This window comes from Chryseobacterium sp. T16E-39, assembly GCF_002216065.1.
GTDB lineage: Bacteria > Bacteroidota > Bacteroidia > Flavobacteriales > Weeksellaceae > Chryseobacterium.
Genome location: NZ_CP022282.1, coordinates 2,456,613 through 2,470,101, shown reverse-complemented (window position 1 = coordinate 2,470,101; position 13,489 = coordinate 2,456,613). Strand labels below are relative to the sequence as shown.

Below are 13,489 nucleotides of genomic sequence, written 5' to 3'. Positions count from 1 at the left end.
ATATTGTAATAGAGTAAAAGATAGAGTTTTGATAAAAAATCAGTATTTTTGTCAGCTCGAAATCCAGAGTGAATTTAATAATGAATTTTGCGAAGGATTGTGAAAAAATAATTTTAATAAAATCAAAATGCAACAGAACAACGGACTCGATAAAAGTCAAATGATTAGTTTTGCGGTTTTATGTGTGGTTCTCTTCGGGTTTATGTTTTATTTTCAGAATAAACAGCAGAAAGAGGAGCAGTTGAAAACTCAACAACAAAAAACTGAACAAGCAAAAACTGCCGTAAAACAAACTCAGGCAAGTAATATCAATCCAGATGTAACTCCTAACGCAATTCAGGTTTCCACTTTAGGGAACAACGAATTGAAATTGGAATTTTCCAGCTTAGGAGGACAAGTTTCTAAAGTAGAGCTTTTAAAATATAAGGCTTACGATCACAAAAGTGATCAGGCCGACCTGCCTCTTTATTTAATTAATAAAAATAATTCAAACTACGGTTTTCAGTTTAAAGATAAAACCGGTAAAATTATTAATACTAAAGACTTAGTTTTTTCTCCGACAGTTAATGGGAATGCTGTGACATTAACGGCTAACTATAATGGAGCTGTTATTCAGTTTATCTATACATTGCTTTCAAAATATACTTTAGATTTTAAAGTTAGAACTCAAGGATTGGCTAAGGTGACTTCTGATACCAAGGCTGATTTCCTATGGAATTATAATGTAAGAAACCTAGAAAAGGGTAGAGCCCAGGAACAGTCTCATTCAGAATTTTCATATGCGTTTAATAATTATAAGAGCTATGATTATGATGGAAGAACAACGATGGAGGAAGAAAAAGAGACGCTTAACTGGATCGGTGTAAAACAGCAATTCTTTTCTTCAGTAATTGAAGCTAAAAATGGATTTACACAAAGTAAAGGAAACCAGGAATCTGTAGAAGAAGGGGAGTATTTGAAGAAATTCAACTATGAAGGTTTTGTGCAGATGACCGGAAATGAACTGAACCAGGATTTTACCTGGTATTTTATGCCTTTGGATTTGCCATTGTTAAAATCATATGATAAAAACTTTGATGAAATATTGCCATTAGGCTGGTCATTTATTGGAGGAATGAATCGTTATTTCTTCATGCCAATGTATAATATTATTGCATCTTGGGGATTAACTGCAGGGTGGGTAATCTTTATAATGACAATTATTGTTAAGTTGATTCTTTCGCCAATTATGTATAAACAACATAAATTGAGTGCAATGATGAGAGTGATCCGTCCGGAAATAGATGAGGCAACAGCCAAATTGAAGGATGCGGATCCAATGAAAAAACAGCAAGCTACAATGGAGATCTATCGAAAAGCGGGAGTAAATCAGATGGCGGGATGTTTACCGGCGGTCGTTCAGATTCCGATTTTCTATGCATTATTCCGTTTCTTCCCTAACTTTATAGATTTAAGAGGAAAGGGATTCTGGTTTGCAAAGGATCTAACGGCTTATGATGATTTGATTAAATTACCATTTAAAGTTCCGTTTTTAGGGGATCATTTAAGTATTTTTGCTTTGGCATGTACAATAGTAATCTTGATTTATACGATTATGACTTCAGGGAATATCCAACAGCCACAACAGGAGGGGATGCCGAATATGAAAGTCTTGATGTATATCTTCCCTATTACTTTCCTATTCTTCCTGAATACTTCAGCATCTGGTCTTTCATGGTATTATTTCGTATCTAATGCAATCAATATTTTAATTATCCTAGTTATTAAATATGTAATTTTGGATGAGAAAAAGATTCATGCCCAGATTCAGGCGAATAAAGAAAAGCCAAAATCTGAGGGTAAATTCCAGAAAAGGATGAGAGAAATGATGGAAAAGGCTCAGGAACAGCAAAAAGTTCAAGACCAACAAAGAAATAAGAAAAAATAATCTTATTAATTAATAAAATAAAAAAGAGAGGTGAATTTTAATTTACCTCTCTTTTTTATTTATACTTTATCTTAATCGTATTTAAGTCTGAAAGACTGTCTGTGGTATTTGGTTGGACCGAATTTTATAAGTGCTGCTTGGTGTTTCTTGGTTGCGTAGCCGAAATTTGTATCCCATCCATATTCGGGAAATTCTTCATGCAGATTGATCATGAGTTGGTCTCTGTAATTTTTGGCTAAGATTGAAGCCGCTGCGATTGAAAGTACTTTTGAATCACCCTTAATAATGCATTGATGGGGAATATAATTATAGGGATGGAACTTATTTCCATCTACTAATATCAGTTCAGGCTTTATCGTTAGTTGATCAAGGGCTCTGTGCATTGCATGGATACTTGCATTGAGAATATTATGTAAATCAATAAATGTCGGTGGAAGCTCAGCGATAGCGTAATCTTTGACATTGTCCTTAATATAATTATCAAGGTCCATTCTGGTTTTAAAGCTTAATTTCTTGGAATCGTTCACTAAGTTTTGATCAAAATTATGATCTAAAACTACAGCTGCAGCTACTACAGGACCACATAAACAGCCTCTGCCTACTTCATCGCATCCTGCCTCAATATAGGTCTGTGACCAGCTTTTTAATAAATCCATAAATGAGTATAAGAAACATCAAAAATAATGAAAATATTAACTTCAATGAAATGAATAGCTGCTTATTTAGGGGATAGGATAATGTAAATAAATCATTAGTAATGTTAAATTTGTAAGAATATGTAAATTTTTAAATTTTAAAAAAAATGTAGTGTTTTAAGAAAATGGTTTTAATGATATTTATGAGAATATTGGGTTTAAAGATAACAGGCGTCATTTTTATGCAAAATTTAAGCTGATGTTTTCTTTTTCTTATTTATACTTCTGGATTTTGAATGATAGGAAAACTGCAAATAAACAGGTTATAAAAATATAAAAGTTGAAATGTATTTTGAAATTCATTAAAGTCATGTGAGGAGCAAGGGATTAAAGAGGATATTTGTCAATATTTAGCAAAAAAACTCTACCGTTATTTTTTATAAATTATGCTTTTTTAAGAAAATTATGAGGTGAAAAAAGAGTCTTTTATGATGTTTTAAATTATCCTCACAGTAGGGAATTAATAATTATGCTTATAAATAAGTGTAGTTAGTTAATTTAAGTAATTTGTAATATGCTGTAAACTAGTGTTTTATTTGTGGGTTGAAGCAGTTTTTTTTGCTTTTAGTGATAAAAAAAATCAATTTTTAGAAAAACTGAATTAAATTTAATTAAATCTTTCTTTTTTTTTGAAATTTTTGTTAAAAAACTGATATTTAACTAATTGTGTTAAAATTTGTGATTTAATTTTATTGATTATAAAAAAAATGTTAAATTTTTACAATTTTCTTTTGTTTTGTTAAGAAAGTTTTACAAATTTGCAATAATAAAAAAAATAATCAATTTAAATATGAAGAAATTAACAACAAGTGTTCTAATTGTGGTGTTGTCTTCGTCTTTTTATGTTGCTAATGCACAACAAAAAAAGAATGACACGGTAAGAACGCAGAATATCGAAGAAGTCGTTGTTACAGGGGCTCTTGGTATTAAGAAAAAAGCTGATGCAATAACAAACGCTCAACAAGTAGTAGGTACTAAAGAATTGAACCAGGCTTCAGCTCCGAATGCAGTACAGGCACTAACTGGGAAGGTGTCTGGTTTGCAGATCACACAAACAGATAATGGTGTAGGAGCAACAAGTAGAATTGTAATTAGAGGGAATAAATCAATTTCTGGTAATAACCAGGCTTTAGTTGTTATTGACAACGTAATTTCTTCTGCTGATGTTTTAACTCAAATACCACCAGAGGCTATTGAAAGCGTAAACGTTATTAAAGGATTGCAGGGAGCTGCACTTTATGGGCAGCAAGGGGTAAATGGAGTTATTATTGTAGCTACTAAAAAAGGAGCTAGAGGTGAGAAAATGCAATTTACTCTGACTTCTTCAATACAAATGACCCAGGCCTTTAAGTTTCCTATAGTTCAGCAACAATATGGAAAGGGTTATCCACATGAGCAGGCATTTAGTGCTGGTGATCCGGACTATAATGGAGCTACCTATGTGCCTTTCGAAAATATGTCTTGGGGGCCGGCTTACAACGACCCAACTATTGGTGGACAGATGATGCCGTCTGGACTTCCGCAGGCAAATAATAAATTCATTTATGAAAAATTTGCTCCTATAAAAGATCACTTTTCAAAATTCTTTAAGAATGGTGTGATTTTCCAAAACGGACTTACTATTAATAGTGGAGGTGCTGACTCTTATGCTATGTTATCCATTAACAGGTTGGAGAATGACTTCGTAGTTGAAGGCGACAAATTAAGACAGAATAGTTTTTTATTGAAAGCTGGTAAAAAATTGGATAAATTAAGAATTGATGGTACTGTTAACTATATTAGCAAGATTACCAATCAATCTGATTCCGAACTGTACAACGATATCCTTCAAATGCCAACAATGAACGATATCAGAAAATATAGAAATTCTGGTATTGAAGGTGGATTGTCTGCATTTACTAAGAATCCATACTATCAAATAGAACATACAAGACAGAATACTATTAATGATTATTTATCTGGAATCTTATCATTACAGTATGATTTTAATAAAAATATTAATTTAACCTACACAGGTAACGTATTTTTAAATAATTCAAGATCAGATAACCATGATGATGGCTTTAAAGCAACTCAGATATATGATTCAGGATTAGTATTTGACGGAGGAACTATACAGGATTACACGCAAAATGCAAATTATGATTCATATTATATCAGTCGTACAGTAAGCACAAGAAGCTATTACGGAGATATCATGTTGAATTTTAACTATGATCTTACGAATGATATTAATTTGAAATTAAATATTGGTAATAACATTCAGGATAGCTACAGAACGGCAAGATCAATGGGGGGAACCAATTTAATTGTCCCGGGATGGTATGATGTTCGTAATGTTAATAATCCAATTCAGCCTGGAAACCTAAATGGTGCAGCGGCATTGGATAATATTGCTTTTGAAAATAGTACAACAAGACAAAGAATTGTTGCCGGTTTTGCCAACTTAGATTTATCCTATAAAGATTATTTATTTTTGAACTCAACTTTTAGAATTGAGCAAAGTTCAGTTTTGTCTACTTTCTATAATGGAGAAGTTCATAATAAAACATATCCTTATTACTCTGTGGGACTTTCATTTATCCCTACAAAAGCATTTGAGGGATTGAAAAGTGATGTGCTTAACCATATTAAGATCGCACCAAGTTTCACAAGAGTAGGAAATACTTCTGCGGTGTTGCCTTATAATACTACCAATGTGGGTGTTATACCTAGTGGATATCCTTTCCCAGGATTGCCAGGTTATGGAGTAAATGCTTCACAAACAAACAGAGCAATAAAACCTGAGTTTATATCTACTCTTGACTTAAATGTTCAGTTAGGTTTCTTCAATGATCGTATTACTTTAGAAGGATCGATTTATCAATCTGATACAAAAGATTTGATTACGAATGCGAATGTTTCAAATACTTCAGGGCTTAATACATTGAAGGATAACTTTGGGAAAACAAGAATGAAAGGGATGGAAATTGATTTAGGAATCACTCCATTTAAGACTCAGGACTTCACTTGGAATTTAAGAGCTTCTTTCGCAAAATCTAGAACTACTGTATTAGATTTACCAAACGGTCTTGATGAAGTTGCACTTGCTGTTCCTTATCAAACAGTTGGGCTTGGAGTTTTTGCAATAAAAGGATCTGATGCACAGGTTATTAAAGCGACTACATTCCAAAGAGATGATCAGGGAAGAATTATTGTAGGAGCAGATGGTGTTCCATTGCAAAGTACTACTTTAAGCAGTATGGGTAGAGTAACTCCGGATTATACCCTTGGATTTAATACTTCTATCAGATATAAAGGCTTTACTCTTTCTGGTACTATGGATTACCGTAAAGGTGGTAAATTTGCATCATTAGGTAAAAGTATCCTTACATTTGCTGGGATGACAGAAGATACTGCTGGCTTCGACAGAACTAAAGGATATGTAATTCCTAATTCAGTTCAATCAGTAGGTGGACAATATGTTGCTAACACAACTCCTGTAGGAGGAACTGCAGATTATGATGGTGTTGCCGGATATTTCAGTTCTCAGTCTTTACAAAGATTAGGAGAGCCAATGGTATTGGATGCAACTGCATTTAAAGTAAGAGAAATTGCACTTTCTTATGATATTCCAAAATCTGTTTTATCATCTACTTTTGTTACTGGTTTTACAGTTGGTTTATTTGCAAGAAATCCATTCTTTGTGTATTCAAAAGAGAACAGAAACTATGCTGATCCTGAAACTTCTTACACTAATGGTAACGGTGCAGGTATTGCTATTGCGGGCCAATATCCTTCTCAAAGATCTTTTGGTATTAACATAAAAGCTACATTCTAAACTTTAAAAAAATTATGAAAAATATAAAATTAACAACTGCGGTTTTATCTTTATCTATGTTGTTTGCTTCAGTTTCGTGTAATCGATATCTTGATGTAAACGAGGATCCAAATAATGTTGGGATTGATAAAGTTACTCCAAACGAATTGTTGCCAGTTGGTATTACGTCAACTTACGCAAAGCAGTCTCAGACACTTAATCGATTTGCAAGTGTTGCAATGAATTCAACTGCAGGTAACTCATTGGTGTACGGTGCTCCGTTTATTGATGATTATAAGCCTAACGTTTCCAATACATTTTACAATGATGTTTGGGATAGTATTTTTAGAGGTATTGCAAATTTTCAGCAAATAATTGTATTTAATGATCCTGTCAAAAAATATACCCAGCATAAGGCGATGGCAATGATTATGAAGGCAAATTATGTACAGATATTAACAGATTTGTATGGAGATATGCCTTATTCTGAAGCTTGGAAGGGTCAAGATAACTTGACGCCTAAGTATGATAAAGGAGAAGATATTTATAAAGCTTCTATCGCAGATTTGGAAGCTGCTATTGTTTTATTAAATTCTAATTCAGGAGACACTCCAACAGGAGATATTGTTTTTAGAGGAGATAAAGATAAATGGAAAGCTTTTGCTAATACAATAAAGCTAAGATATTTGTTAAGAATGTCAAATGTAACAGGTGCTATGGCAACATATAGAGATCAGAAATTAGCGTCATTGAGTGGTGCTACATTTATTGATCAGGATGTATTGGAAAATCCTGGATATTCTGCTGCGAATGATGCACAACAAAATCCATTTACTAATTTCTATGTAAGAACGAGCTCAGGTAATAACGCAGCAAATTTCTCTATTAATGTTGCTTCTGAGCATGAAGCACTTATTTTAAATGGGAATATAGAAGGTGATACCCGTCCTGTTTATCAAAAGTTCACTGGTGTAGCGGATGGAAGAAGATCAAGAATGTTTAATCTTATTGGTGGAAAAGTTCTAGGTATTAGACAAGGAAATTTACCAGGTCAACCAGGTGTACCAACTTCAGTTTCCAGATTTACTTATGGAATTACTATTGGTACAGGAACACCTACTTCTAGTGCTGATTACACTGCTAAAGCTTCTGCTAAATCTGGTTGTATCATGACCAGAGCTGAATCTAAGTTTTTACAGGCAGAGGCTGCTTTGAGATATCCTGCAATTTTTGGAAATGCTAATGCTAATTTTACTGCTGGTATTACAGCATCATATGCTTATTTTGGAGTTACTGATGCTACTTTGTTGCCTGCTTATTTAACAGCTATAGCAACAAGACCAGGATTGGGTTGGACTGGAACCGATACAAACAAAATGGAGGCTATTATGACTCAGAAATGGATCGCTTTAACAGGAGTTAATCCGGAGCAATCTTTCTTTGATTATACTAAAACAGGATTCCCTGTAACACCTGTCGCAACTGTAGCTTCAAATCCAAAACCTAATAGACTAATTTATCCTCTTTCAGAATATATTGGTAATGCTAGCAACGTTCCTGGAATTAGTAATTCCGATGTATTTAGCAAAAATCAATATACGCCATTCTGGGCAAGAAACTAAATTGATTTATTTTGATATATTTAAAAAGAACCGCTCTTATGAGCGGTTTTTTTTTGGAAATGTTTATTGTATTTTTCTTGTGGCTGGAGTTTTTTCTAAGTTTTTTAACAGAAAAAAATATTTATGCATAGCATTGTATTTTAATTGTAATTTAAATTTTGAATTTTTTTTTATTCACTGAAAGAGAAATATTGTTTATTTTTTTTAATGTAAAATGCTTTAAATCAATTTAATGTGTTTATTTATTTTTGTTTAATATGAATAAATGTCACCATGTATTGAAGTAGTACACCTGTTTAATAGACTGATTCTATTTTTATAATTACTTTGCTTTATGATTTCATTTAATTTGTTAAAAATTCAATGTTTAACATAAAATATTAAATTTATCAATGCTTTTTTTGATAAATTTTGACTAATTGTTAAATTTTCATAATTTTCTTTTGTGTTGTTAATAAAGTTTTACAAATTTGTAAAGCTTAAATAATTTGATATGAAGAAAATAACAGCAAGTGTTCTTATACTTGTATTATCGTCCTCTTTGGCTATCACCAATGCACAGCAAAAGAAGAATGATACAGTAAGAACACAGGACATCGAAGGAGTTGTTGTGACTGCCCTCGGAATTAAAAGAGAAAAGAAATCTCTTGGTTATGCCTCTGAAGAAATAAAGGCTGAGGCATTAACTGGCGGAACTACAAACACAGGGAATGTTGCCTCGCTTCTTTCTGGTAAAGTTGCCGGTTTGCAGGTTAATACAAATAATAACTTTGGTGGATCAGCTAACCTTTTGATCAGAGGATATAAATCCTTATCCGGAGGTTCTCCACTTATTGTAATCGATGGTTCTCCAGTAAATAATAATACAGTAGCAGGGTCGATATTTGACTATGGTAACTTTTTATCTGATATTAATCAGGAAGATATCGAATCTGTAAACGTCTTAAAAGGAGCAGCTGCATCTGCATTATATGGAGAAAGAGGTAGTGACGGGGTTATCCTGATCGTTACAAAAAGTGGAAAAGGTAAAGATGATGGTACCTGGGGTGTAACAATAAACTCAGGAATTACAGCTGGTTTCATTGATAAATCTACTTTCCCTAAATACCAAACTAAATATGGTGCAGGTTATGGAGGTAATTCATGGAATGAGCCTGCTAACCCAGATGGACACAATTACGCTAACTTTGTTGATGATGCATCGTATGGTCCTAAATTTGATCCAAATCTTTTGGTGTATCAGTGGGATTCTTATGATCCCTCATCCCCTAATTATAAAAAAGCAACACCTTGGGTAGCTGCTAAAAATGGACCGATTAAATTCTTTGATCATCCAATTACTTATGTAAATACGCTGACGCTTGAAAAAGGGAACAAGACTTCTAATCTATCCTTGTCATATTCCAATATGCTTTCTAATGGTTTAATGCCTAATTCAGAGCTTAGAAAGAATACGATTTCAGCTAAATTTAATCATGACTTCACTGAAAAGTTACATGCTTCAGTTTTTACAACTCTAACTTTACAAGGTACCAGAGGTAGAAATGAAACAGGTTATTCTGACAATATCGTTTCAGGTTTCAGACAGTGGTGGCAAACCAACGTTGATGTTATTGCATTGAGAAATGCATATCAGAATAATGGAAATAGCAATTTTTCATGGAACAGAACATCAGCAGATGATGGAACTCCTCAATATTGGAACAATCCATATTTCCAAAGATATCAGAGTTATCAGTCGGATGACAGAACAAGAATTTTTAGTTACGCTCAGTTAAAGTATGATGTTTCCAAAAATTTTGGAATCACAGGTAAGTTGTCTTATGACGATTTGCAGATGGTAATTGAGGAAAGGTTAATGAATGGATCATTACCTCAGGTTTTCGGAGCGTCAGGACTTAACGTAGGTTCTGGATATTCAAGAACAAATGTTAAAAACACAGAGATCAACTTTGATTTATTTGCTAATTATAAATTTGATATTACCCCTGACTTGAATGTGAGTGGTATTGTTGGAGGAAACGTTAGAAGGAATTTAATTGATAATGTTTTTGCTACTACAGAAGGTGGACTTTCCAAACCAGGATTATTCGCAATATCAAACTCGGTAAGAACAATACTTCCTCCTGATGAAACTTATCAGAAATTTGTTACTTCAAGTATTTATGCAACAGCATCATTTGGATATAAAAATTTCTTATATGTAGACGGAACGTATAGAATGGACCAAAGTTCCAATCTTCCTAAGAAGAATAATAATTATGACTATTATTCAGTGACAGGATCTTTAATTCTTTCTGAATTTGTGAAACAGGACTGGCTGAGCTTCTGGAAAATAAGAGGGAATTACGCGGAAGTAGGTTCTTCTACAACAAATTATAGATTGGTAAATACATTCAAAGCAAGAGGTGAAGGATTATTTGACCAGCCTTTCTTCCTTGCTAATCCGAATTTAAAGCCGCAAAGATCAAAAGAGACAGAATTTGGTATGGAGGCTCAATTTTTGAAAAACAGATTAGGATTTGATGTTGCAATTTATAAAACAAGAACAATCGACCAAATTATTAATTTACCAGTGTCTTCTGCTACAGGTTACAGAACATTCCTGGTAAATGCTGGACAGGTTAATAATAAAGGTATCGAAGTACAGTTAAATGGAACACCATTTAAAACAGAAAATTTCAAATGGGACATCGATGTAAACTGGTCTAAAAATGAAAATGAAGTAATTTCATTAAATGGAAATTCCCAAAATTATCTATTAGCAGGTTATCAGAATGGAGTATCACTTAATGCACGTGTCGGAGAAGCATTTGGTGCTTTAGTAGGATCGGATTATGTGTATGATGCTAATGGACAAAAAGTAGTTAATGCTACTACAGGTAGATATCTTAAAAATAGCAATCAGGTGATAGGGAATATTACACCAGACTGGGTTGGAGGTGTAAGAAACAGTTTCCGTTATAAAGATTTCTCATTTAGCTTCCTTATTGATGTTAAGAAAGGAGGAGATGTATTTTCTCCTGACATGGGATATGGTATATCAACAGGGTTATATGAAGAGACCGCAGATTATAGAGAAAGTGGAGTTGTTTATCCAGGGGTAAATCCAAATGGACAAGTAAATACTACTCCTACATCTAGTCCAGGAATTAGTGGACGTGTAGATGGATATAACGCTATGCCAAACAAACGATTTGTTTATGATGCATCTTATGTGAAATTAAGAGAAGCGAGTATAGGATATAATTTACCAAAATCATATCTGGCTAATACTGGTATTCAGGATGCAAAAATTTCAATTGTAGGAAGAAACCTTTGGATCATTCACAAGAATTTACCTTATGCTGATCCGGAAACAGGAACAGGTAACGGTCTTGCAGCTAAAGGCCAGTCTATAGGATCGCTTCCTACAACTCGTGATATTGGAATAGATATAACTTTAAAATTCTAAAAAATGAAAAAAATATTTTTAAGCATAGGTTTGGCTTCATTAGCACTAATTTTAAATTCGTGTGAAAGGGATATTACTTCTCTGAATGAAGATCCAAAACACCCAACAGAAGTGCCTTCAGGAGTACTTTTTGCAAGTGCGGAACATGCACTTCTTGATCAGGTATTAAACGTAAATGTTAACCGTAATATCAGCAGATTTTTTACGCAGCAATGGTCGGAAACAACCTATCCTGATGAAACAAATTATAATATGACTGCTAGGCCAATTCCTAGAAATCATTATAACCGTATTATGGCATCTGCTTCAGCAACGATTAATTCTCCGGGAGTTCTGTCAGCATTAAGAGATGCTAGAAGATTCTTAGATGGAGAATCGGTGACACCAATTCAAAAAAATAATAGCATAGCGATGATAGAATTGGTTAATGTGTATGCTTGGGCTAATTTGGTTGATACATATGGAGATGTTCCTTATTTTGGAGCATTAAAGGCTACTGCCGAAAACCCTGGCAATGCTGAAATTCCTTATGATGATGCTAAAGTCATTTATTTAGATCTTGTTAAAAGGATTGATGCAGCATTAGCATTGATTAATACTGCTGGGACTGGTTATGAAAAAGATCTGATTTACAAGGGGGACATGCTTAAATGGAAAAAGATGGGAAATTCTTTAAAATTTAGGCTGGCAATCGCACTAGCTGATGTAGAGCCCGCACTTGCAAAAACCTATGCAGAAGCGGCTTACAATGGTGGATTATTCACAGATAAGCTAGATAACTTTGGATTACAGACATTCCCTTCAGGGTTATTGTCAAACCCTGTTTATCAGGATGTTATACAGTCGGGTAGAAATGACTTTTTACCTTCAGATGTCCTGGTTAATTTTATGAATACGAATAATGATCCAAGGAGAGCTGTTTGGTTTACAACTGTTTCCAATGCTTATGTTGGTGGAGTATATGGCGATCAAAACGTATTTAACCAATATTCTCACTTTACGAATGTTATTTCAGGAGAGAATGCACAAGGGTTTTTACTAGACTATTCTGAAATTATGTTTTTGAAGACAGAGGCGGCTGCCAGAGGGTTTAGTGTAGGTGCTAGTGCTGCAGCTTTATATCCTCAGGCAATTCAGGCTTCAATGGATGAATATAATGTGAATGCTGGACAAGCTGCGGCATTTATAGCTGCACATCCTTATGATGCGGTTAATTGGAAAAAATCGATAGGTGAGCAGGCTTGGGTTGCTATGTTTAATAAAGGCTTCCAGGCATGGAATTTCACAAGAAGATTAGATTTCCCTAAGTTTGTAAATCCTTCAGGATCATTAGTTGAGTCTGTACCGGTAAGAATGTTTTATTCTGATCAGGAGTATCTTTTAAATTCCACTAACGTAAAAGCTGCGGCTGCGAAAATTGGAGGTGATAAAGTATCAACAAAGATATTTTGGGACAAATTTTAATGTACTAAACATTTTTGTTTAGAAAAAATAAATATTTTTTTATGAAATTTTTAATAAGCTTTTTTCTTTTGGTGACTATTATTTCATGCTCTAGTGATAATGATAATAATAATGTTGTTGAGAATGTAAATGTCAATGGAAACTGGAAACCTTATAAATATGAATTTAGAGGTAAGACTTACATGGTAAATGATTGTGAACTGAAAGGCCAACTATTAATCAATGGAGATTTTTCCGGGGTATATGAAAGATATGGACTTTCCACTTCTGAAACTTGTACTAAGTTTGATTCTTTTGTTGGTAAATGGACATTTGATAATCTTTACAGTACCCTTACCCTTACTTATAATGAAGGGGGGACAGTTAAAACTCTAAAAAAAGAGATTGACTCATTTTCCAGTACTGAACTTAGAATATATGATAATTCTAAAAATCTGGATACTGTACCTGGAAATGATGAAGCTGTTTTAATTTTTATCAAGCAATGATATTTATTTTTCAATAAAATCAATAGGGTCGGAATTTAAT

7 protein-coding genes are annotated in these 13,489 nt (G+C 33.5%); 6 read left to right on the top strand and 1 reads right to left on the bottom strand.

The window, feature by feature from the left end:
• The first annotated feature begins 127 nt into the window (after window positions 1-127).
• Entirely contained in the window at window positions 128-1,927 is a 1,800-nt protein-coding gene (gene yidC / locus CEY12_RS11135; protein WP_089027764.1) for a membrane protein insertase YidC, read from the top strand.
• A gap of 71 nt (window positions 1,928-1,998) precedes the next feature.
• Here yidC and CEY12_RS11130 read toward each other — a convergent pair whose 3' ends face one another.
• A complete protein-coding gene (locus CEY12_RS11130) occupies window positions 1,999-2,583 on the bottom strand; it encodes a ribonuclease HII (protein WP_089027763.1) in 585 nt (194 codons plus the stop codon).
• A gap of 829 nt (window positions 2,584-3,412) precedes the next feature.
• Between CEY12_RS11130 and CEY12_RS11125 the strand changes: the two genes are divergently transcribed.
• The 5 genes from CEY12_RS11125 (at window position 3,413) to CEY12_RS11105 (ending at window position 13,449) form a co-directional block, all read left to right on the top strand.
• On the top strand, window positions 3,413-6,442 hold the full coding sequence (locus CEY12_RS11125) for a SusC/RagA family TonB-linked outer membrane protein (protein ID WP_089027762.1): 3,030 nt from the start codon (window positions 3,413-3,415) through the stop codon (window positions 6,440-6,442).
• Window positions 6,443-6,456: 14 nt separating this feature from the next.
• Window positions 6,457-8,043, top strand: a complete 1,587-nt coding sequence (locus CEY12_RS11120) for a SusD/RagB family nutrient-binding outer membrane lipoprotein (protein WP_089027761.1) — start codon at window positions 6,457-6,459, stop codon at window positions 8,041-8,043.
• A 493-nt stretch (window positions 8,044-8,536) separates the two neighbouring features.
• Window positions 8,537-11,497, top strand: coding sequence for a SusC/RagA family TonB-linked outer membrane protein (locus tag CEY12_RS11115; protein ID WP_089027760.1), 2,961 nt, complete (start codon window positions 8,537-8,539; stop codon window positions 11,495-11,497).
• A gap of 3 nt (window positions 11,498-11,500) precedes the next feature.
• Complete coding sequence (locus CEY12_RS11110; RefSeq protein WP_089027759.1) at window positions 11,501-12,961, top strand: SusD/RagB family nutrient-binding outer membrane lipoprotein; 1,461 nt, start codon at window positions 11,501-11,503, stop codon at window positions 12,959-12,961.
• 41 nt (window positions 12,962-13,002) lie between these two features.
• A complete protein-coding gene (locus tag CEY12_RS11105) occupies window positions 13,003-13,449 on the top strand; it encodes a lipocalin family protein (RefSeq protein ID WP_089027758.1) in 447 nt (148 codons plus the stop codon).
• The last annotated feature ends 40 nt before the right edge of the window (window positions 13,450-13,489 follow it).